The following is a 20,995-nucleotide window of genomic DNA, read 5'->3' as shown; positions in this document are numbered from 1 at the left end:
ATAAAAAGAGAAACCCGCCGTCACTTGAGCTGGGTTTCTCTTTTTTATATTTGCAGGCCACAAACACCCCGTTCATTTATCCATACGCTCCAGATTACCATTGGATTCCATTCGGAATTTAGCCTTGGATTCAGGCTCCTCCTCCTCTTCTAAAAGGGCGAGCTTTCTCGCACGGTCCATAATCTGGATCAGGGCTTTATAATCATCATTGACCACGCGATAATCGGTCTGGACATGATTGAGACGCCCTTTCATCTCCTCGTTTTCCTGACCGAGAAGCTGCAGCTTCTCTTCCTGTTCTTCCAACTCTTTTTCCAGATCCTGCTGCCGTTTTTTCATCTCCATCACTTCTGATTTATGCTGGCGCAAAAAGCGGATAATCGCATCAAGTGAAGCGATCCGGTCCTGCCCCAGTTCTAACTCCCCGCCGCCGCCAGCCCGGTGCCGCACCGATTGCGTCTTCTGCTTTTTCTTTTGCCGCTGCGCTTTCGCGATTTGAATCGCGGCTTCATATTTTTTCCGCACCAGACTGTTCCAACGAAAGCCACAGGCAGCGGGCGTACGCCCCAACTTTTCCGCTACCTCTTCGAAAGCGTTCAGCTGGGTCCCCCCTTCCCGGATATGTCGAAGCGTCACTTCCGCCAACACCAGGTCATCATCCGGTGTCCACGCATCCTGTCTTTTCACAGCCATAAGCCCGAAAACCTCCAATCCTTGATCAACCGATTTACGGCATGCTGCGGGTTTGATCTATTTGTATGCATTTGCTATAAACCGTAGTATATGTAACTACTATTTCTTATAACCGAAACCCGTTCTTCCTATACATGGAGTCTGTCCCCCTAAAGAGAGAGCCCGCTCATTTGGCGGGCTCTCTTCCTGCTCAAGATCGGTTGAGAAAAGCATCCATGGCGCGAAGATGTTCCTCCGTTTCCCACAGCCGAGCGCAATAGCGGGCTTCCCGATCGACTGGATCCACCCACCCTCCGCTGGCCATTTCCATATAGGCTTTGATCACTTCGGCCGGTGCCTGGGCCAGCTCTTGGGCAAAAGACTGCACCGAGGTAAGGAAATTCTCTTCGGGAAACAATTTTATGATCCAACCCCATTGCTGAAGCAGGCGAGCATCGACACGCTTTCCGCTCAACAAAAGATAGAGGGCCTGGCTTTTGGGCAGCTGCTCGAACAGGCGGCTGCCTCCTCCCCAACCGGTAGTGATCCCGAGCCGGGACTGGACAAAGCCGAACACCGCTTGTTGGGAGGCGACGCGAAAATCACAGGAGGCGGCAATTTCACATCCGCCACCTACGGCTGTCCCTCGCACCGCGGCTACTGTCGGTTTACCCAGGGAACGAACTTTCTCCAGCAAGCGGCCCATGCGAGCCATCACAGGGAAGACCGCCTCTTCCGTCGTCAGTCGACGAAACTCCTCGAGATCTCCGCCGGAGACAAAGGCCTTCTCGTCACCGGCAAATACCAGTACCTTGAACGTCGGATCGCTCCCCCACTGTTCGATCCATTCTTCCAGTTCATCCATCATGCGCAGATTGACCGCATTCCGAACTTCCGGACGATTGAAGAAGATCCATCCGACGCCATCGCGCCGTTCCCAGCGCAGTGTTTCCATAGTAAATCCCCCAATCCATATCTTTTCCGTGAATTCCTGACGGTTTGATGAGACAAACTAACCGTGGCCTTGATCCCCTAGTAGCTGGGGAGTATAATAAATGATGATTACAGATGGAACGACGGATCGGACGAACACCGTCAACTAAACGGCGTCGTACATATCATCGTCAATCAATGTAAGGAGTTGTCTTCCAATGGACCGCATGTTTCGTGTTTTAGGGTTTTGGCTCCTGGCCATCGGCCTCATGTTTATGGCGGGCCAGATGTACATGTTGGCAGGCTTGTTCATGTTCCAGGCGGCCATCTTCTTTGTTCTCGGACTTATGAATTTTACAGAGCGCACGTATATGCTGATCTTCGGGGGGTACATGTTGGTCGCCTTCACCGGGATCGTGTATTGGTCCTTCTTTCAAGTTGGATAATGATATGGATAAAAAAAGCGGCTGTCCACTTCCGAGCGGGGGTGCAACAGCCGCTTTTTGTTATAATTCCGATGTCACACCTGACACTGGTTGGGCAATCCCTTTGGATTGAACCAATACCTGAAAAGCATCTCCCATCCCCCCAGCCACGGCCAAATGCCGAATCGCCCGATTCCGTTTCGCTTCCGGGCTGAAGGGATCCCGCGGAGGCAGGGTCCACCGCTTAAATATCCCCGCCCCCTGCAGAAAACGAGACTGATCGGTGTAGAGGAGGGTTTCCAAGCCCAGTCTCTTCCCCCGTTCCATCAGCGCGGTAAAATGAACATGACTGGTCATGTCCGAGGAGCCCGGATCCCGGTAGAAATCCCGGTGAAGTTGGTGTTGTCGGTAACAGCGGAGGGTTCCTTGCTTCCGTTCTGGGCGGGACAACTCCTCCACCGTCCCGCCGTAATCCAACGTGATCAGGTATCCCTTCTCCAGCCACCCCCCCACCTCTTCCAACCACTCCAGGGCATCCAAAGGAACTTCCGCCGTCCACCCTTCCGGCAACTGCCACTTCAGTTCCCGAAAATAACTCTCCAACTCCGGTCGGGACAGTGGCCCTGAAACCTCAGTCAATGCGGACTTTTCCCCCTCCTGGGCCACGTAGAGCTCCCGAAGGGCCCCCTGATCGGAAGTGACTCGGTGCACGGGAAAGGCATCCAGCAGTTCGTTGCTGTATAAAATGGCAGGTTTACCGTCGGGAATTTCGGCCACGCCGTTCACCAACCGGAGCGGAACGGGACATCTCCCCGCCAGCTCTTCCAACTGTGTTCGGTGATAATGGCTGGACTCGATTAGATAGAAAGCCGCGGGAAGTTGCTCCTGCTCGGCGAGGGATTGGATCACTTGCTGCGCCAACGTCCCATCCCCCGCCCCTGCCTCGATCAACAACCAGGGTGTGTCCGGTGGGAAGGTATCAACCATCCGTGCCATCGCCTGAGCCAAGCTCCAACCAAACACCTCTCCCACCTTGGGGCTGGTATAAAAATCCCCCTCCTTACCGATTTTAGGAAGCGGCCGCCGGTAATAACCGAGATGGGGATGATATAGGGCCAGCTCCATATAACGGCGGAAGGAAATCCTCTGCTGAGGATCGGCTTTGATTTCCCGCAGGATCTGGACAATCAGGGATCGGTCCATGGCCATCAGGGGGAGAACACATCCGTAGATAGATACCGCTCTCCGGTATCCGGAGCCATACAAACCACTTTTTTGCCTGAACCTAGCCGTCTTGCTACCTGCAAAGCCGCCCAAACCGAGGCACCGGAAGAGGGACCGACCAGGATGCCCTCCAGGCCCGCCATCCGCCGGGTCACCTCCGCCACATCTTCATCGGAGGCATGCAGGATCTCGTCGTAAATTTCCTGGTTTAAGGTGTCAGGGATAAAACCGGGGCTGGTTCCGGGCATTTTGTGAGGACCTGGCTCTCCGCCGGCCAGAACCGGAGAACCTTCCGGCTCGACCACGGCGATGAACAGATCGGGATAATGCTCCCGTAACACAGCCCCCGTCCCGGAAATGGTCCCGCCGGTACCGGCAGTAGCCACAAAGGCATCCAGAGTTTCCCCTTCCATTTGCCGAAGGATCTCCGGGCCCGTTGTCAGTTTGTGCACTTCCGGGTTGGCCGGGTTTTCAAACTGGAGGGGCATAAAGGAATCAGGGATTTGATTCAACAGCTCCTTCGCTTTACGGATCGCCCCCGGCATCCGTTCGCCCCCCGGTGTCAGGACCACCTCAGCTCCGTAGGCCTTCAGGATATTGATCCGTTCAGCGCTCATCGTATCCGGCATCACCAGTATCGTCCGGTAGCCCTTGGCGGCACCGACCATAGAGAGTCCGATCCCGGTATTGCCGCTGGTGGGTTCGATAATGGTGGAGCCCGGTTTCAAGAGCCCTTCCTCTTCCGCCCGCCGAATCATATTGAGAGCGGTCCGGTCCTTTACACTGCCCCCGGGGTTAAAAGACTCCAACTTCACATAGACGTCGGCATCTTCCGGGCCGGTCAGGCGATTTAATCGGACCAGCGGGGTGTCCCCTACCAGATCGGTCAACCAGTCGGCGGTACGGTTGCTTATTTTTCCATCGGTCCGGTCCATTCCAGCATCCCTCCCTTCAGGTTGTAAAGCCGTTGAAACCCGCGATCGGCCAGCACGTTGGCTGCGAATACACTCCGACGCCCGCTGCGGCAGATGAGCAGGATATCTTGATCTTTATAGGGCTCTAATTCCCCAGCACGAGATTCCATCTGATCATGGGGGATATGTCGGGCTCCGGGAATATGGCCCGCTTCATATTCTTCATCCCGACGCACATCGACTAACACGTACCGGTTTCGCTCGTTTTCATCCGCTTCACTCAGTTTGTGAGCTTCAATATCTTTATATCGCTTCTCTTCCATCGCAAAAAATCCCCCTGTTTTTCGTCGTTTCCCTATATGATAACACGACTTTCAGGAAAAGCAGAAGAAGCTCATCCTTATCCGGTTAACGCCTTCAATACGTAATTTTCCAACTGATCTTCATTCATCTGACCGTTTACTTTGCGGATAATGTTTCCTTCCCGGTCAATGAAAATCGATGAGGGAATCGGCCCGATCCCGTACTGCTCGGTCACCTTCCGCTCCCGGTCCATCGCGATCGGAAACTTCAACTCGTACTGGCGGGCAAAGGCATTCACCGCCACTTGAGTTTCAGCGATATTGACACCCACCACTTCAAAGCCTTTATCCTTGTGTTTGTCGTAAACGGTCTGAATCGCCGGCATCTCGTCACGACAGGGTTCGCACCAGGAAGCCCAGAAATTGAGCAGAACGACCTTTCCCTTCAGATCGCTCAATTTCATCTTTTCCCCGTCCAGGGTTTCCAGCTGGAAATCGGGAGCCTTTTTCCCCGGCTCCACTGCCGTCTCTTTTTCCCCCTCCCCGCCCATGGTTTGGTAGATGGCTAGCCCTACCAACACAACCATGACCAGCATCAAAATGCGGCGGACCCAGTAACGTGTTTTTCGGTTCATGTTGATCACCTTTCCCCTTTACCTGCAACATCCCGGTTGTTATCCGTGTTTCATGAAACCATCAAGCCATTGCTTAAAACCCGGTGAATCCCCCGAACAGGTCGGTCAGCCAGGCGATGATCCATGTCATCTGGTTCGTGTACAGAAGGATACCGAAGACCACCATCATCGCACCGCCCACCTTCATCAGGCCGTTGGAATATTTCAAGATCCAGCGGGTGCGACCCAAGAAAAAAGCCATGATGAAAAAAGGAACGGCAAAACCGAGGGTGTAGGCCGTTATGTAGATCAGACCCGCTGTCGGGTTGGCAGCCGCCAACAACAAAACCGAGGCCAAAATCGGCCCCGTACAAGGTGTCCAGCCGGCGGCAAACCCCATGCCGATAAAGGTTGATCCCGCATATCCCCAACGCTTTCCGCCAAAGCTCAGTTTCTTTTCCTGCATCATCCACCGTGGCTGAAACAAGCCTAGCAGAAAAAGGCCCATCGCCGCGATCAACACCCCGCTCAACATCCGGATCAAATCCTTATACTCCTTAAAAAACTGCCCAATCCAGCTGGCGGTGAAGCCCATGGCAAAAAAAATGATGGAGAACCCCAGGATAAAAAACAGCGTATGAACCATAGTCGATCGCTTTAAGTCCCCTGAACGGTTTTTATCCTGGAGCTGATTGACCGACACCCCGGTGATATATGAAATATAAGACGGATACAGCGGCAAGCAACAAGGGGAGATAAAGGACAGGACCCCTGCTGCAAAAGCCAGCCCGATATTGACGTCCACCACCCCGATCCCTCCTCCCTATGTTTTTACGAGGTGATCTTTTTCATGATGTTCATTAACTCTTCTTCGGAGAGCGTGCCCATCACCCGTTTGATCACTTGACCCTGCTCGTCCACGATAAAGGTTTGCGGGATATTGATAATCTGGTAATCATCCGCCACCTCACCCGATTCATCCCGCAGGATAGGGAAAGTGAAATCCTGTTTTTTTAAATAGTCATCCATGGTGATTTTTCCATCCCCAGTATTGATCAAGCGGAAATTGACCTGGTCCCCGTACTGTTCATAGGCTTTTTGCAAAAGAGGCATCTCCTCCCGGCACGGGCCGCACCAGGACGCCCAAAAATTGATTATGGTTGGTTTGCCGCCATTATCGGAAAGAGAGACCTTTTCACCTTGGAGGGTTTTCAAGGTGAAATCCGGTGCTGGCGATCCTTCACGGATCGCTCCATGTGTCTTCGATTCGGAATGATCCCCGCCTTGTCCCTCTGTTTCCTCTGAACGGGAAACCGCCTGCTCCGATCCAGAAGCTGTCTGGTCGCTCTTCGGTTCCACTGCCGTCCAAACCGCCGCTCCCGCCGCCGCCAGGATGATGACCCCGATCAAAACATGGCGCCATTGGAATCGATGGTTCATCGAATCGCCCCCTCCTTTACAACCGCCCTCCTGAAGGTCCCCCTTCAACCCCAGTCGGTATGATTTTATCATCCATTGTCGGCTCGCCCCAATGATTGTAAACCGAATTTGTGGTGTTTCTGTGAAAAGTCCGGCTTTCGCCGATCAGTTGCATCTCTTCTATTATAGTATGAGACAAGGATCGGATCCTAAAGAACGGAGGCAAATTTCATCTATGGCCGAAACTGTCGCCCAGTGGCTTCTCTCGCTGGAAAAAGATGGAATGGTGGTTGCCATCCTGGTTAATACCTTGCTTCAGATCCCTGGCTTCATACCCAGTGTCACCATCACCGGGGTGAACGTGTTTCTTTGGGGACCGGTATTAGGTGGAATCGTTTCCTGGTTGGGGGAAGTCCTGGGGGCGGGTGCCGCATTCTTTTTCTTTCGGACGGGCTACCGTATCGGGGCCGGACGCCGGTTCCCAGATTGGCGTTGGATTAACCATCTCAATCGCTGGCCGCCCCACCGTCAGTTCATCTCTCTCCTAGCGGCGAGATTGGCTCCTATGATCCCTTCCGGCGCGATCAATTTACTCGGATCCTTGACCACCATCCGTTTCCAACATTTTCTCCTGGCCACAGCTATCGGCAAAATCCCTTCTATCGCTCTGGAAGTATGGGTATCCCACGATCTGATCCACGTTCGAGAGCATGGTCTCCGCCTGGCCATGCTCTTGATCGCCCTGGTGTTGGTCCGATGGTTGTGGAAGCGGAAAGGGGGAGGATGATCATTCCCATCCCACTCTATAATGAACGGTTGATACCCTTTTATATGGCATAAGTGGTAAAACAGAAAGCAACCTTTGAATGAGAACATCCCTCTGTGCCTCCATACCCTTTTCCTTGCAAAATCGCTGAAAGTTGCCACTCTTGCATGAGGAATAAAAGCAGTTAAAATCGGAGAATCGCCATGGATTATAAACAGATCACTGTTGCCAGCGGCGGTGTTTTGAGAAGTCAGATTGCGTACCAGACCGCTTTCAAAGGATTTGACGTTCAAGTATATGACGTTGATGATGAAGCATTGGAGCGCAAAAAACCACTTAAGGTTCCTAAAACATCTCCTTGATTATACTGCGTGTGGAGGTAGCAGCGCAGGAGGAACATCCGCATTTTTATATATAGGTCCAGCAAAAAAGCAGCTCCCTTAAAGGAAGCTGCCAAGGAAAAGCATGCTTATATCTGTTTCACGGCATCCAAGATCGGCGTCTCCCCGGAGATAAGATCAAAAGCGCGGTTGTAGGTGCGGGGCTCGTTTAGGGAAGCAAAAATGGTACGGGCCACATCCTCTCGGGGGATCGTGGACCGTTCCAGATTTTCGGCGGCGGTTACTTTGCCGGTGCCAGGCTCGTTTAACAGCCCTCCAGGACGAATGATCGTGTAGGTTAGCCCGCTCTGTTCCAGAACCCGATCCGCATAATGCTTGGCCACGAAATAGGGCTTGATTTTCTCGCTCCAGTTTTCCCGGTTGTGGGCCTGAATGGCGCTCACCATCACAAACCGCTTCACCCCGGCCTGTTCCGCGGCTTCCATCGTCTTCACCGCCCCATCCAGATCGACCAACAGGGTCTTGTCCGGTCCCGTGGCTCCGCCGGAACCGGCAGTAAAGACCACGGCGTCACACCCCTTAGCGGCTTCAGCAATCTCCTCCACCGTTCCTTCCAGATCGGCCAGCACCGCTTCAATCCCTCTTTCCTTCAGAGCCTCCTCTTGCTCCTCTTTGCGCACCATCGCCCGGACGGCATGCTCCTCGCTCTCCTGCAAGAGCGCTACCAACTGTCGGCCGATCTGACCGTTTGCACCGACCACCAACACTTTCATCTGTTTCGATTCCCCTTTCAACATAGATTCCAACCATCCTTATTCCCTTTTGTATCCGCAATCATGCCTGTGATATAGATACAAACAACATCTCCAAAGCCGCCGGAGTCGATGAGAATGGAACAACATCGGGGCCGGCGAACGCGTCTTGGTACAACTTTTGCGCCGTCGAAGGATAAGCGTGAGAACACCAAACCGGCCACATCTTTGATCTCGGGTAAATCGACCGAATAGCTGAGTAGTCCGTGCGAATTTCGGGTACCATTTTGATTGTAGAGGTTAACAGTAATCGTGTTAATTTACCGAAAAAATATCCCTTGACAAAATAAGAGACATGATCGTCCTTTGGTGTATGGACACAACCATAGCCTTCCAAAGGAACCGATATGTCTCGTACTCCCGACTCGCCATATCGATACGATCTCAAGAAACAGCGGTACGGCCTGTACCGTTCCAAATCAGCACTGAACATATGGATGGGGTTACGCAACAAGGTTTCTGAAACACGGACGGGCGTCAACGCGTTGGCTCGTGAGATCACACCTTCGACGCGAAGCCATTTCGTCACCCGAAAATTTGGAGCGAATCACCTGGAGCAACTAACAACGAATGCTTTTTCGATCCAAATGCTTATCATAACGGAAAACGGGGATGTGGTATGAAATAGTTAGAGTGTAAGTCATTTCTTGACGATCTTATCCATCATAAAATTCATTTTATCCATCAATGGTTCTTTTATCTCGAGCGGAATCTCCATGTCGTCTACGGCTTTCTCTAGTAAGTCCAGCCAAACTTTTGCCCGTTCAGGGGTAGTATGAAATTGATGCCTTTGTTCAACTTGCTTAGCACTGTCCTGATCGACATCCGGAGTGTCATTGTTTACTATTCGGGAAATAAATATTTTTTGCCGGTTTTTGAGTCTATTGATATCGACATTCCGTTTAGTGAACATGGAGCTAAAGTAAGATTCCTTCGTTAGGTAATTGTAGAATCGCTCAACCAATTCGTCGATCTTTTCTTGTTCGAGCAATGCATTTGTGACCCGTACCTTCCCTACCTCGTAAGCAACGTTTCCCGCGATAGTTTTCCCAATGAAGCACTTATCGCGAGCGGTGATTGCGGCCTGCTCATATTCAGATAGCTGCGATTTTTCCCCGCCAACGATAGTCGGATGGACAATTAGTCGGCTGAATTTCATCTGTTCGGGATAATCAGTGACGATTCCTTCTGCTCGCAGTGTAACGTGTTGCACCGGCAACTCTTTTTTGACTAACGTTGAATAGAGTGTACCACTGTAACAAGCCGTTACCGCACCGACTAGCATATCTTCAGGGCTTGAACCCATCCCCTTACCACCCATGGAAACAGGCACAGAATAACTGACTGTCTCTTGACCTATTGTAATCTTACCTTCACCTTTTTTACCAGTTCCGCTCCATGTTGCTTCGGATGCAAATGTAAGATCTGCCATTATAACAATCTCCTTTCTTTGTATTTCAATTATAACCTTAGGCATTTTTCAATCCGTGAATTGGCCATTTACAGGCCTCCCAACTTTTCTTTATCTTCATCTCCATTAGATCATACTCATAAGCTATTTATTGTGATTTAAATCACATGAGAGAGATCGTGATGCGGCTCTTATATTATAAATACAAAAAATATTAAGGTGGACTATAAAATAGACATATCTGTGATTGCCTGGGCGAAATGTCCTTTCTTCCCTGTCTTCCCTGTCTTCCCTGTCTTCCCTGTTTGGCACAAAATAAGGTTGATTTTTAAAACAAAAAATCCCCCCGCAGTCAACGAGGGGGATGGATTCCCGAAAGTTAGTAGGAAGCGGTTCTCGCTTCCCTGAAGACGATCCCATTATCGTGCACACCCTCCGCAAAGGAGGTCACATTGTGATCGTTCACCTGCTGGGTAAAGCAGGAGGATTGACCCGCTTGTAAGGTGCAAGAATAGCTCCTCCCGTCGCTGTTACGGACGATCCGGGCTTCTCCCAATCCGCGCTCGCTCGGCTCGTGGGGATAGTCGGCCGTGATTCGCGCCCAAGCGGTCTCACAGGAGGGGCTGTAGCGCAACTCAATCACCGAGGCGCTATCGATTTGAGCGGAATGAACCGTTCGCGCATCACTGGCGCATGGCGTTTGGTGGGGCCATGTACCCGTGTAGCTCTCGGACCAGGCATAGGTTTCGCTGTGAAAAGCAAAGAAGCTCAGACTGAAAACAGTCACGAAAAAAAGAGAAAAAGTGAAAATCCTTTTCATCCGTCACCCTCCACTCTCAATTTTGTTAATTCTATGTCAGTTAAATTTTAGCATGTTAAGGTAGAAACTTGCAACGATGAATCAATAAAAATAGCGAAAATCAAAAATATCTTAATCTTACGGATTAATTATCACCCAATTTTAGCTATTATATGTTAGAATAGGGGAAATATAGAATCTTTTCAAAAGAGAGTTGATTGAATTGAAAAAAGGGATGTTGATGCTCTCGTTATCGTTTGTCTTCACTACTTTCTTTTTCGGTCTGAGCGGCGCCCACCAAGCAGTTGAAGCCGCTCCTCTGGATGGTACGGATCCCGTCAGCACCGGTTGTGCCAATAGTGCGATCACCGTCGAATCCGCCCGGATCGATCCCTACGCCACGATCGAACTCCGTTACAGTACCCAGTGTGAAACCGCTTGGGCGCGGATCACAGCGTCGGTCGCCCATGATCCCGGAAACGATTACGGTGGAAACGCGAAGGTCGTGCGAAACAGCGACGGGAGGTCCTACAGTTGTGAAATCCCGGCTTACCAAACCTCCTGCTTCACCTCCCAAGTGAACGATTCCGGAGTCACTTCCTTTGCGGAAGGAACACACGATGTGGGGGCTCATACATATCGGGCGAGAACCGCCGCTTATTAGGTGGGGAAATCATAGGTTGCGTAAACATAAAGGTCCTTCCACGACAGTGAAAGGACCTTTTTTGCTGCTTAATGTACAGCAAAAAACCCTCGATGGATCGAGGGTTGGGTTGGTGGAGCATAGCGGGCTCGAACCGCTGACCTCTACACTGCCAGTGTAGCGCTCTCCCAGCTGAGCTAATGCCCCCTGTGAGTGATATTTTTTAGCGAGACAGATTCTATTATACACAAAGCCGATGTCTTGTCAAAGGGTTTTTTCACAAAAAGCGGGAGGAAAAACATATAAGTTTTCTCTCCCGCGCATCGATTAGCCCAGCATTCCGGTGACAAAGGGGTTGGTGTCCTGCTCCCGACCAATGGTGGTGACCGGGCCGTGGCCAGAATAGACGATTGTCTCTTCAGGCAACTCCATCATGTAATCATGTATGGAACGCATCAACGTATCATAATCCCCCCCTGGCAAATCGGTGCGACCGATCCCTCCGGCAAAGAGAACATCACCGCTAAAGACCGTTTCGCCGTGGAGAAAAGAGATGCTGCCCGGGGAGTGGCCTGGTGTATGGGTGACAGTAAAGGTTTCGCCCAGGAGATTCAGTTCTTCTCCCCCTTTTAACACCTTCTCCGCCGGCCGGCACCGAACCGTCTCCACACCGGGAAACAGGCTGGAACCATTTTTATTCGGATCCTCCAGCCAGTCGCTTTCCCGTTCATGGATCCACACCGGCGCTCCCGTGGCTGACCGGACTTCCTCCAGTCCTCCGATGTGATCAAAATGGGCATGGGTTAACAAAATGGCTTCAATCTCCAATTCCAACTCCTGAATGCGCTGAATCGCTTTTTCGGGGCCGCTTCCGGGATCAACGACCACTCCCCGGCCTCCCTTTTCCTGATACAAGAGATAACAGTTGGTCATCATCGGCCCCAATACAAAACTTTCCACTTGCACAGTTCTCACCTTCTTTCCTGGTTCAGTCGTCTGTATTGTATCAAAGCCGAGGAAGCGTTTCAGTCCTGAACGAGCATCGATGCAGGTACATGGATTCCCCAGTTGCCGGTTAAACTATGGCCAACCATGACTGGAAAGGAAGGTAGGCCATGACCCGAATACTAACCCTTATCTGTGCTGTCGGCCTTCTTGTCGGTTGTCAACCGGCCAATAAATCTCCCGCCAACGAATCGGCACCGAAAGCGAACAACGCTCCCCACACCGAAAGAGTGAAACAAACGGAACCGGAACCGCGACGGACGAACAACAATCAGGCCGTCGCCCGCCGTTTGACGCAACTCGCCACCCAGGTGCCCCAGGTGGAAGGAGCTACGGCGGTAGTTTTCGCCGGTTACACAATCGTAGGACTTGATCTGAACTCCACCCTGGACCGGAGCCGAACCGGCGAGGTGAAATACGCTGTCGCCCAGGCCTTGCATGAGGATCCCCAAGGGGCTAATGCCTTGGTGACCGCCGATCCCGATCTGGTGCAACGGATCCGGGAACTGTCCGACGATATAAATCAAGGACGCCCGGCGGCTGGTTTGGCGGAACGGCTGGGAGATATCGCTGGACGGATCGCCCCTCAGCCCTCCAAAGAAACGCCTCAGAAAGAACAGCCTCCATCCCAGACAGACCAGGAAAGAATGAACCAAACCCGCAACCCCAAACCCGCCCGATCCAACCGGTAATACGAGTAAAAAAGCCGGCGGCAAACAGATGCCGTCGACTTTTTCTTGTTAGCCCCTCTTGATCGCTTCCATCACCTGACGGTCTAATTTTTCCGCCGCCTCCCGATCATAAGTTTTGGTGTACTGAGGCTCTTTCACAACTTGTCCCCCGTGAAACATCACATCATCAACCTTTTCAATATCGATCACGATCCCAACCGCCTTGATCTGAACACCCTGCAGCCGTTCATGCGCCACCCGAGCACGGCCGACGATGGAGTAGGTGGTTTCAGGTCCGATCAGGGTGATGGTCACCGCGGGATTGGCCTTTACATTGGCAATCACCCGGGAACGGTGTCCCACCGCGACACGTAGATGTTTTTCATTCGGAGCAAAAATCCAGGAAACGGCATTGACTACAGGGATCCCTGTCTCTGCATCCACCGTAGCCAACAGAGCATAAGGCTCTTCTTGCAATTTGTGAAGCAACGTTTCTGTCAACTGACTGGATACTTCTTCAGCCATCTTCTTCCTCCTTATCAACCGGTCAGCGCTGACGATATCGTTTTTACCGTCGGATGATGTATACTGAAGGGTGAAGGATCGAAAATCCCTTCGAATGCAAACGGACAAGCCGTCCAACCGGACAAACCCCTGCCAGGGAACAAAGAAAGGACAGAAAGCGTTGCGATGAAAACGAAGTGTGTGTTATGTGACCGTACCTTTACTCCGGCGCCCCTACAGGAGAAAAAACTGAGAAAACATCCCCACCGGATGTTCCTATGCCCGGAATGCCACCAACGGATCAGCCAACAGACGCTGGATCGAAAAAGTGAAATGGACCGGAGAAAAACCTCCTGTCAGTCCTCCTCCGGCCCGCAGTCTGGCTGATTGTATTTCGGCTCGGCTTCGATACTGGACAAAAGTTGCTCCACCTGTTCCCGGTCAAACTGAAATCGCTCTTCTTCCCCATTCCGGTCCAAGCTCACCCGGTATTCCTCTTGTTCCCGTTCCACCTTAATTTCTTCCACTCCATGATCTTCTTCCAAAATATGCCGAAAAAAACGAGCGGTCTCCACCGCCGACCGGTCACGGGGCCGTGCCTCCTGAACAACCATGATCTGCAGCCAATTGAAAAGGGCGTCTCTCAGATTCATGATTTTCCGTCTCCTTTCCCGAAAATGATCGGCTCACTTGGAGTCGGTATGCTCTTTGCGCGCTCCCATCCACATCCGGATCCTGGCCACGGCAATCATCACCAGGGTGATCCCCAAAATCTCGATGATGGGAAAACGAAGGAAAAACATCACCCATAACAGGAGACAACCCACGGCCAATACCACATAGACCAAAAGCGATTTGAGTACAGGCAGCCGCCGGGCAAAAGCCACTTTATACACAATGGCCGTCATCGTCACAATGACCAGGTAGGAGATCAAGGGGTGTGACTTTAACCAGATGTTGATCGCTTCCATTCCGTTCCCCCCCTAATCTGCCGGTTTTTCCTCTTTCAGTTGATGAAGATAACGGATCTCTTCGGCATACTCATCTTCCTGCTCCACGGGCGTTTCCAGCACAACCGACAACCCTTCAAAAACCTCGGAGCGGAGAAACTGGGCCAATGCAGGAGCGCCAATCTCCCCTTGCCCGATTTTTTCGTGCCGATCCTTGCGGGAATTATACGGGGCTTTGCTGTCATTGAGATGAATGGCCACCAGGTGTTCCCGATAACCGGTCTCCAACATCCGGGTCACCAGCTCATCAAAGGTGTCCCCGTTCCAAGCGCCGGCGGCAAAACCATGGCAGGTATCAAAACAGAAACCGATCTTTTCCGGATAATCGGTTGCTTCCCGAATCTGGACCAGATCCTCGATCGCAAGTCCTAGTTCGCTCCCTTGTCCGGCGGTATTTTCCAAAAGCAGCCGACAGTTTCCTTCGTAATCGGCCAAAATTTCATTCAAGGTGTCCACCATGCGCTCCGTACCCGCCTCCACTCCTTCTCCCACATGCTTTCCACAGTGGACCACGGCACCGACGGCACCGTATGTGTCGGCGATGTGGAGATCCTCTTTGATGGAGCGGACCGTCACTTCGTGTAAATCCGCCTTTGGTGTGGACAGATTGGTGATGTACGGAGTGTGCGCCACCAGGGTGATCCCCTGTTCTTTCATCAATTGAACCCCTTTTTCCGCATCCTTGTAGTTCAATTTTTTCGGGCGCAACCCCCGCGGGTTTTTGGTAAAGACCTGGAATGATTCGGCTCCGAGCTCCCCGGCGCGTTGGCAGGCCTTGGAAAACCCCTTGGCTACACTGATATGGCATCCAAGCTGCATATTGATCCCTCCCGATCACTAAAGAAGCGCCACCTCGGGCGCCTCTTGAAACAACCTCATCATACCACTTTGTCCTCTTCGACCGCAACAAAATGGAAGGGGACGGCTCATCCCTCTTCCCTCAACACATCCCGCAGTCTCTCCACCTGGTCGGTAATGATTCCGTCCACTCCCAGTCTGATCAGGCGGCGCATCTCCTTCACCTTATTTACCGTGAAGGGACGGAGGGGCAGCCCCGCTTTTCGGCACCCGTTCACCGTTTCCGCCGTCACCGTCGGTGAGTAAGGGTGCATGGATGTGGCTTTCGCTCCGCGAGTATAGGCCCAAGGCTCCACCAGGTTGGCCATATAGAGGATCGCTGTATCCAGCTGAGGGAGCCGTTCCTTCATCTGTTGCAGACTGGCATGATGGAAAGAAGAGATGATGGTTCGCTCCGCCCTGCCATATCGGACGATCCGCTCCGCTACCGCCTCCTCCAGCCCCGGTTCCGGGAACTTGAGGTTTTTTAGTTCAATATTGATCGATAAATCCCGATCGGCAACCCAACGAAGCACCTCGTCCAAGGTGGGAATTTTCTCCCCGCGAAAAGCTTCGCCGAACCAGCTTCCCGCATCCAGTCGGCGAAGCTCCTCTAAAGTCAATTCCCGAACCCAACCGGTGCCGTCGGTGGTCCGCTTCACCGTGTAGTCGTGGATCACCACCACTTCGCCATCTTTGGTTAGATGTACATCCAATTCGATCCCGTCGGCTCCCGCTTCCGCCGCCTGTCGGAACGCCGCCATGGTGTTTTCTGGAGCGACGGCAGAAAACCCTCGGTGTGCAATCACTTGCAGGTCCTTCATATGGCATCTCCTTCTACAGATAAATGTGGTGAAGATAGATCTGGTTAGAGCTTTTCAATGCAAAAGTATCACGTTCCGGATGGTAGTCGATGGTGATCTCCGGATCAAAAAACGGGCGGCTGTCCGGATCCATCACCAAGGTGAATCTATCCACATGCCACCGTTGATCCTCTGGCCGAGGGATATCCCAGTTCAGTTCATACAACACCGTCGCCCCGCATCCACACCCGTCATGGGTGGCCGCCAAACGCAAGGCGGCGTCCGGTTCAGGCTTTTTATCCCACAGCGCCTGAACAGCTGCCGGGGGTATATGGATTTTCATATCATCTGCCTCCTGTCTCTCCACCGGCTTCAACATAAATACATTCTTCGCGAAAAGGACAGCTATGACAACGAGGGCGCCGCTTTTTGCAGTGCTCTTTTCCCAACTCTACGATGAGGGCGTGAAACCGGCGCAGCACATCCTGGTTTCTGATTTGGGACAGAACCGATTGGCGAATATCTCTGTCATCCATTTTGACGCCTCGCAAGCGGAGCATCAAGCGCCTGGTGTAGGTATCCCCGATAAATGACGTCTTACCGAAGACGTAAAGCAACAACATATCCGCGGTTTCCGGACCGATCCCTTTGATGGTGAGGAGCTCTTCTCGCAAGCGATCTCTAGAGAAATTTGCTGCCACCGGCCGGATTCCCCCGTATCCGTTCAGCCACCGGCATACCCGGTGGATCGTGGCCGCTTTGTTTTGATAAAATCCTGCAGGGCGAATCGCTTCCATCAACTGTTCATCAGGGACGCGGGCCACCCTCTCCGACCGATTCCAACCCTTCGCGCGCAACCGTTTCAGCCCCCGGCTGGCGTTGGACCAGGTGGTGTGTTGAACCAGGATGCTTCCCAAAAGCTTCTCGAAGGGATTATCCAATCCCCACCAATCCGCCTCCGTCCACCCCGGCTTCCATTTATCAAGGATTTCTTGGATGTGGATCCAATCCAGTTGCAACGGGACCACCTCTCCCTTCCTGCTACCCGGTCACCCGATGAGACAATGCCCCGATCCCTTCAATCTCCATCCGCACTTGATCACCGGGCTGAAGGGGACCCACCCCGCTCGGGGTTCCAGTAAGAATCACATCACCTGGCTCCAAGGGGAACACGGCAGAGATCGCTTCCACCAACACCGGAATGGAATGAACCATCTCCGACGTTCGGCCATCTTGGCGCACCTCCCCGTTTACTTCCAGGCGAATCCGCAGATCCGAAGGATCCAGCTCTGTTTCAATCCAGGGGCCGAGTGGCTTAAAGGTATCGAAGGATTTAGCACGGGTAAACTGCCCGTCCTTTTTTTGCAGGACCCGGTTGGAAACATCGTTTCCGCAAGTATAACCGAAAATATACTCCCTTGCGCGTTCCCGCGGGATCGCCTTCCCCCGTTTCCCGATCACCACCGCCAATTCCGCCTCATGATCGATACGGTCCACCCGGTTCGGGAGATAAATCTCCTCCTCTGGACCGATCACGGCCGTGGGAGACACGAGAAAGATCATCGGCTCTTTTGGAACCGGTTTGCCCCCTTCTGCGGCATGAGCGGCGTAGTTTCTTCCGATGGCGATCAGTTTGTTAGGGGTAAGCGGAGCCAAGAGGCGTACATCATCGTGGGCCACCGCCTCTTCTGTCACCGTATATGAGCCGAACATCTCCCCCTCCACCGGATAAATTCCATTTTCCTTCCAAATACCCATCCATTCTTGTCCATCCCGTTGAAAGCGCACCCATTTCATCGGTAATTCCTCCATTTCTCGTCGATGTATGATCCAATATAGGGGCAACGCAAAGAACTGACAAGTGAAAAGGCGTCCACGCCCTTCACGGGCAGGACGCCTTGTGATATGGGAAACACTCACTTTCCGGCAAATTGCAAGGCCAGTTGGGCCAGGGTGCGGACACCCACTCCAGTCGCCCCTTTGGTATGGATGCCGCGATCCTTTTTACAATCAGCAGTACCGGCGATATCCAAATGGACCCACGGGGTGTCTCCGACAAACTGTTTTAAAAAGATCCCGCCCTGAATCGTTCCAGCGGGGCTGCCTCCTTCATTTTTTACATCAGCCACATCACTTTCAAGATACTCCTCGTATTCCTCAAACATAGGAAACTCCCATACCTTTTCTCCCGCTAACCGAGCGGCTTCCTTCACTTCATCTCCCCACTCCGCCTCATTGGTCATCACACCGGTGGCAGAATGACCCAAGGCGATGATCACCGCACCGGTTAAGGTGGCGGCATTGACGAGGGAGGTGGCCCCCCGGCGCCGGGCATAAGCGAGGCCGTCGGCCAGGACCAATCGGCCTTCGGCGTCCGTGTGGTTGATCTCGATGGTTTTGCCGCTGAAGGAGGAGATGACGTCCCCCGGCCGGTAACCATTCCCGTTGATCATATTTTCACAGGCGGGAATTACCCCCATCACATTGCAGTGGGGTTTAAGGGTTCCGATCGCTTGCATGGCGCCAAAAACCGCGGCGGCTCCAGCCATATCCCCTTTCATCGTCTCCATTCCCCGCCCCGGTTTCACCTGAATTCCGCCGGAGTCAAAGGTAACCCCTTTGCCCACCAAGCCGAGCACTTCGCGGGATTCAGGAGCCCCCCGGTAATGGAGCAGGATCATACGGGGCGGTTCTGCACTCGCTTCGGAGACAGCCAAAAGCGCATCCATCCCCAGTCCCCTCAATTGTTCCTCATCCAGGATTTCCGCCTCGATGCCGCACCGATCCGCCATCTCTTTTGCCTTGTCGGCGAAAACGGCCGGTGTCAGCTTGTTGGCGGGTTCATTGGCCAAATCCCTCGCGGCGTTGGTCGCTTCGGCAAAGGCACACCCCCGTTCGACTCCCGCCTGGAAAGCCGATTGGCTCACGCCTTCGATGCATAAACGGACGCTTTCCAATGACTCCCGCTCTTCATCCCCATCCTGTTTATAACCACGATAGCGGTAAAGGCCTAACTCGATTCCTTCCACCACTGCCTGCACCAGATCCGCCGAGTTCCAACGTCCCTTTTTATTTTGCGAACAACCGATAGTCAGCTGCTTCACGCCGGCGGCCTGGGCTTTTCTTGCCGCCACTGCCATTCCGCTGCGCAGCTTGTCCAAGGTGAGCTCCTCTTGCGTACCTAAACCGAGTACCAATAATCGTTTAGCGGGAATTTTTCCCCAGTTGTGAAGCAGGGTAACCTCATTGGCTTTTCCCGTAATCTCGCCATCTGAAATCAGCCCGGAAATTCGGTGATCCAAAGCTTCGTCCACTTCCCGAGCGTACCCGGTCAACGATTCCCTCCCCTGTGTATGGACCACAACCAGACAGTCAGTCACCAGGGAGGTCAATTTCTCTTTGGTACTTTTCCACTCCATGTTTTCCCCTCCCGCGCTATTTGTGTAAGCGGGATGCACAACAATAAAAAAAGTGCATCTCCGGATATGAGACACACTTTTTCTTTTCGACGATTTCCCCCCATGTTCCTCTTTTGCATGGAAATTGTTCTATCGTCATGGTCAAATTCGTTTTTATAACGCTTCCAACATCAACATTTCCTGGCGCAAATCCTTCAGCCGATCTTTACATTGTTTTACCCGGTGGGGGTCGTTGTTGACCATTGCCTCGTGCAACAGGGCCAGCTCATAATCCAGCTCCAGACGCAGGACCGGGATTCTCTTTTCCGGCTCCCGACAACGAAACGCCTTGATCACATCTTCCATGGTCACGCTGCACCCCTTTTCCTCTTTTCATCCTTCTCCATGACTTTCCCACCACCCGGGCTGATGGGATAAACGGACATCCATTATTTGGCACAAACGAAACTCTGGCAACAGGATGCCCCCATCTTTCCCGAATTAAACCTGTATGTCGGCAGAAGTCTTTTGATTGAATATTTTTACTCCTTAATCTACGCGTCCCCTTGGCAACCGGTCACGGTATCCTCCCATTTTTATCTCGGTTTTCCTTGTCAAGCATTGTGTTATGATATAAAGAAATCAGTAATGGTGGTGAAAGAGATGTCCGTCAAAGGTTTTAATAGCAGTGATTTTGAGGTGTTTGCCCTCGAAGGGTTGGAGCCGCGGATGGAAGCCCTGAAAGAAAACATCCGTCCCAAACTGCAACAGATAGGAGAAACGATCGCTCCTGATCTGTCTAAACTCACCGGTGAAGAGATGTTTGTTCATGTCGCCAAACATGCCAGACGGACGGTCCACCCTCCAGATGAAACCTGGGTCGCCTGGTCGGGCCATAAGCGAGGATATAAATCTCAGCCCCACTTTCAAGTCGGCCTGAGACGAACCCAACTGTTTGCGATGTTCGCCATCATTTACGAATATCCGAACAAACCGGAGTTTGCTCAAAATCTGATGGGGCAATTGGATGAACTCCTTCCGGAACTGCCGCCCGACTTTGTCGTCTCCAAGGACCACACTCAGCCAGAAGTCCACAGGATCGGGGACCTGGGCTACGATGGGATGGAAAACGTTTTGAAACGCCTTCGTGAGGTGAAAAAGGCCGAATTCCTGTGCGGACGCATCTATGATGCAAAGGATCCCATCCTCCAAAACGGTGATCAGCTGGTTCAAGGGATCCTAGAGACTTTTCGCACGCTGGATCCGCTTTATCGTCTGGCTTCCTTTTCCCGCTGATCAACGATCAAGCCCCCTTCCTTCGGGAGGGGCTTTCTGTTTGAAATGATTATATAATAACAACATATGCATTTCTTTTCAGAAATCATGACACTGCTGACGGGTTTTATCCTCCCGCCTCCTGTCTCTTCTCCCCACTGCGGCTATCCTTGCACACAAAAACCCGCGGTTTTCCCCGCGGGCCCTCTTCGTCTAT

General features: G+C 52.4%; 28 protein-coding genes, 1 tRNA gene and 1 pseudogene. 7 read left to right on the top strand and 23 right to left on the bottom strand.

Annotated features, from left to right (window positions below):
* Nucleotides 1–72: 72 nt before the first annotated feature.
* Nucleotides 73–693, bottom strand: a complete 621-nt coding sequence (locus BLP91_RS00775) for an RsfA family transcriptional regulator (protein ID WP_091565502.1) — start codon at nt 691–693, stop codon at nt 73–75.
* A gap of 190 nt (nt 694–883) precedes the next feature.
* Nucleotides 884–1,627 carry an enoyl-CoA hydratase/isomerase family protein gene (locus tag BLP91_RS00770; protein ID WP_091565500.1) on the bottom strand — a complete coding sequence of 248 codons (744 nt, stop codon included), beginning with the start codon at nt 1,625–1,627 and terminating at the stop codon, nt 884–886.
* 196 nt (nt 1,628–1,823) lie between these two features.
* On the opposite strand from BLP91_RS00770, the gene BLP91_RS00765 reads away from it, so the two are divergent.
* Nucleotides 1,824–2,051, top strand: coding sequence for a DUF2626 family protein (locus BLP91_RS00765; protein WP_091565497.1), 228 nt, complete (start codon nt 1,824–1,826; stop codon nt 2,049–2,051).
* Between the two features lie 60 nt (nt 2,052–2,111).
* Here BLP91_RS00765 and BLP91_RS00760 read toward each other — a convergent pair whose 3' ends face one another.
* The 6 genes from BLP91_RS00760 to BLP91_RS00735 all read right to left on the bottom strand — a co-directional run bounded on the left by BLP91_RS00760 (nt 2,112) and on the right by BLP91_RS00735 (nt 6,524).
* On the bottom strand, nt 2,112–3,239 hold the full coding sequence (locus tag BLP91_RS00760) for a class I SAM-dependent methyltransferase (protein ID WP_091565495.1): 1,128 nt from the start codon (nt 3,237–3,239) through the stop codon (nt 2,112–2,114).
* Nucleotides 3,239–4,189, bottom strand: a complete 951-nt coding sequence (gene cysK / locus BLP91_RS00755; RefSeq protein ID WP_091565493.1) for a cysteine synthase A — start codon at nt 4,187–4,189, stop codon at nt 3,239–3,241. The genes BLP91_RS00760 and cysK overlap by 1 nt, the downstream gene beginning before the upstream one ends.
* Nucleotides 4,165–4,491 carry a rhodanese-like domain-containing protein gene (locus tag BLP91_RS00750; protein WP_091565490.1) on the bottom strand — a complete coding sequence of 109 codons (327 nt, stop codon included), beginning with the start codon at nt 4,489–4,491 and terminating at the stop codon, nt 4,165–4,167. The genes cysK and BLP91_RS00750 overlap by 25 nt, the downstream gene beginning before the upstream one ends.
* Before the next feature lie 77 nt (nt 4,492–4,568).
* Nucleotides 4,569–5,105: a thiol-disulfide oxidoreductase ResA gene (resA, locus tag BLP91_RS00745; RefSeq protein ID WP_091565487.1), complete on the bottom strand. Its 537-nt coding sequence runs from the start codon at nt 5,103–5,105 to the stop codon at nt 4,569–4,571.
* Between the two features lie 73 nt (nt 5,106–5,178).
* Nucleotides 5,179–5,898: a cytochrome c biogenesis CcdA family protein gene (locus BLP91_RS00740; protein ID WP_425412155.1), complete on the bottom strand. Its 720-nt coding sequence runs from the start codon at nt 5,896–5,898 to the stop codon at nt 5,179–5,181.
* A gap of 17 nt (nt 5,899–5,915) precedes the next feature.
* Entirely contained in the window at nt 5,916–6,524 is a 609-nt protein-coding gene (locus BLP91_RS00735; protein ID WP_176757736.1) for a TlpA family protein disulfide reductase, read from the bottom strand.
* A gap of 214 nt (nt 6,525–6,738) precedes the next feature.
* Here BLP91_RS00735 and BLP91_RS00730 point away from each other — a divergent pair, with 214 nt between their 5' ends.
* A complete protein-coding gene (locus BLP91_RS00730; protein ID WP_176757735.1) occupies nt 6,739–7,290 on the top strand; it encodes a TVP38/TMEM64 family protein in 552 nt (183 codons plus the stop codon).
* A 182-nt stretch (nt 7,291–7,472) separates the two neighbouring features.
* Nucleotides 7,473–7,601 (top strand): annotated as a pseudogene (locus tag BLP91_RS16280) (3-hydroxyacyl-CoA dehydrogenase NAD-binding domain-containing protein); the annotation flags it as partial.
* Between the two features lie 137 nt (nt 7,602–7,738).
* Here the strand turns inward: BLP91_RS16280 and BLP91_RS00725 are convergent.
* The 3 genes from BLP91_RS00725 to BLP91_RS00715 form a co-directional block, all read right to left on the bottom strand.
* Nucleotides 7,739–8,383 (bottom strand): SDR family oxidoreductase, encoded by a 645-nt coding sequence (locus BLP91_RS00725; RefSeq protein WP_091565784.1) that lies wholly within the window; start codon nt 8,381–8,383, stop codon nt 7,739–7,741.
* Between the two features lie 679 nt (nt 8,384–9,062).
* Entirely contained in the window at nt 9,063–9,854 is a 792-nt protein-coding gene (locus BLP91_RS00720) for an OsmC family protein (RefSeq protein WP_176757734.1), read from the bottom strand.
* Between the two features lie 358 nt (nt 9,855–10,212).
* Entirely contained in the window at nt 10,213–10,653 is a 441-nt protein-coding gene (locus tag BLP91_RS00715) for a DUF2690 domain-containing protein (RefSeq protein WP_091565475.1), read from the bottom strand.
* A 220-nt stretch (nt 10,654–10,873) separates the two neighbouring features.
* Between BLP91_RS00715 and BLP91_RS00710 the strand changes: the two genes are divergently transcribed.
* Nucleotides 10,874–11,296, top strand: coding sequence for a DUF2690 domain-containing protein (locus BLP91_RS00710; RefSeq protein ID WP_176757733.1), 423 nt, complete (start codon nt 10,874–10,876; stop codon nt 11,294–11,296).
* 110 nt (nt 11,297–11,406) lie between these two features.
* Here the strand turns inward: BLP91_RS00710 and BLP91_RS00705 are convergent.
* Nucleotides 11,407–11,482: transfer RNA gene (locus tag BLP91_RS00705), tRNA-Ala, on the bottom strand.
* A gap of 120 nt (nt 11,483–11,602) precedes the next feature.
* Nucleotides 11,603–12,241: an MBL fold metallo-hydrolase gene (locus tag BLP91_RS00700; protein WP_245661964.1), complete on the bottom strand. Its 639-nt coding sequence runs from the start codon at nt 12,239–12,241 to the stop codon at nt 11,603–11,605.
* Between the two features lie 149 nt (nt 12,242–12,390).
* Between BLP91_RS00700 and BLP91_RS00695 the strand changes: the two genes are divergently transcribed.
* Complete coding sequence (locus BLP91_RS00695; RefSeq protein WP_091565470.1) at nt 12,391–12,972, top strand: YhcN/YlaJ family sporulation lipoprotein; 582 nt, start codon at nt 12,391–12,393, stop codon at nt 12,970–12,972.
* 48 nt (nt 12,973–13,020) lie between these two features.
* Here the strand turns inward: BLP91_RS00695 and BLP91_RS00690 are convergent, their stop codons facing one another.
* A complete protein-coding gene (locus tag BLP91_RS00690; protein WP_091565467.1) occupies nt 13,021–13,476 on the bottom strand; it encodes a pyridoxamine 5'-phosphate oxidase family protein in 456 nt (151 codons plus the stop codon).
* A 165-nt stretch (nt 13,477–13,641) separates the two neighbouring features.
* On the opposite strand from BLP91_RS00690, the gene BLP91_RS17450 reads away from it, so the two are divergent.
* A complete protein-coding gene (locus BLP91_RS17450) occupies nt 13,642–13,842 on the top strand; it encodes a DUF2197 domain-containing protein (protein WP_091565465.1) in 201 nt (66 codons plus the stop codon).
* On the opposite strand, the gene BLP91_RS00680 is transcribed toward BLP91_RS17450, so the two are convergent.
* The 9 genes from BLP91_RS00680 to BLP91_RS00640 form a co-directional block, all read right to left on the bottom strand.
* The gene (locus tag BLP91_RS00680) at nt 13,812–14,108 is read right to left on the bottom strand and encodes a hypothetical protein (RefSeq protein WP_091565462.1); all 297 of its coding nucleotides are present in this window, start codon (nt 14,106–14,108) and stop codon (nt 13,812–13,814) included. The genes BLP91_RS17450 and BLP91_RS00680 overlap by 31 nt on opposite strands.
* A 33-nt stretch (nt 14,109–14,141) precedes the next feature.
* On the bottom strand, nt 14,142–14,426 hold the full coding sequence (locus tag BLP91_RS00675) for a YlaH-like family protein (RefSeq protein ID WP_091565460.1): 285 nt from the start codon (nt 14,424–14,426) through the stop codon (nt 14,142–14,144).
* A 12-nt stretch (nt 14,427–14,438) separates the two neighbouring features.
* The gene (locus BLP91_RS00670) at nt 14,439–15,284 is read right to left on the bottom strand and encodes a deoxyribonuclease IV (protein WP_091565457.1); all 846 of its coding nucleotides are present in this window, start codon (nt 15,282–15,284) and stop codon (nt 14,439–14,441) included.
* 107 nt (nt 15,285–15,391) lie between these two features.
* On the bottom strand, nt 15,392–16,126 hold the full coding sequence (locus BLP91_RS00665; protein ID WP_091565455.1) for a glycerophosphodiester phosphodiesterase: 735 nt from the start codon (nt 16,124–16,126) through the stop codon (nt 15,392–15,394).
* Nucleotides 16,127–16,139: 13 nt separating this feature from the next.
* Nucleotides 16,140–16,448: an iron-sulfur cluster biosynthesis family protein gene (locus tag BLP91_RS00660; protein WP_176757732.1), complete on the bottom strand. Its 309-nt coding sequence runs from the start codon at nt 16,446–16,448 to the stop codon at nt 16,140–16,142.
* 1 nt (nt 16,449) lies between these two features.
* On the bottom strand, nt 16,450–17,124 hold the full coding sequence (locus BLP91_RS00655; protein ID WP_176757731.1) for an endonuclease III domain-containing protein: 675 nt from the start codon (nt 17,122–17,124) through the stop codon (nt 16,450–16,452).
* 22 nt (nt 17,125–17,146) lie between these two features.
* Nucleotides 17,147–17,902 (bottom strand): fumarylacetoacetate hydrolase family protein, encoded by a 756-nt coding sequence (locus tag BLP91_RS00650; RefSeq protein ID WP_091565447.1) that lies wholly within the window; start codon nt 17,900–17,902, stop codon nt 17,147–17,149.
* A gap of 119 nt (nt 17,903–18,021) precedes the next feature.
* Nucleotides 18,022–19,524 carry a leucyl aminopeptidase gene (locus BLP91_RS00645; protein ID WP_091565444.1) on the bottom strand — a complete coding sequence of 501 codons (1,503 nt, stop codon included), beginning with the start codon at nt 19,522–19,524 and terminating at the stop codon, nt 18,022–18,024.
* Nucleotides 19,525–19,677: 153 nt separating this feature from the next.
* Nucleotides 19,678–19,869, bottom strand: a complete 192-nt coding sequence (locus BLP91_RS00640) for a hypothetical protein (protein WP_091565779.1) — start codon at nt 19,867–19,869, stop codon at nt 19,678–19,680.
* A 297-nt stretch (nt 19,870–20,166) separates the two neighbouring features.
* Here BLP91_RS00640 and BLP91_RS00635 point away from each other — a divergent pair, with 297 nt between their 5' ends.
* On the top strand, nt 20,167–20,799 hold the full coding sequence (locus BLP91_RS00635) for a YktB family protein (protein WP_091565776.1): 633 nt from the start codon (nt 20,167–20,169) through the stop codon (nt 20,797–20,799).
* The last annotated feature ends 196 nt before the right edge of the window (nt 20,800–20,995 follow it).

Source organism: Melghirimyces thermohalophilus (genome assembly GCF_900102685.1).
In the GTDB taxonomy this organism is placed as follows: Bacteria; Bacillota; Bacilli; order Thermoactinomycetales; family DSM-45169; genus Melghirimyces; species Melghirimyces thermohalophilus.
Note: the sequence above shows the minus strand (reverse complement) of the source record. Positions and strands in the feature narration are given on the sequence as shown.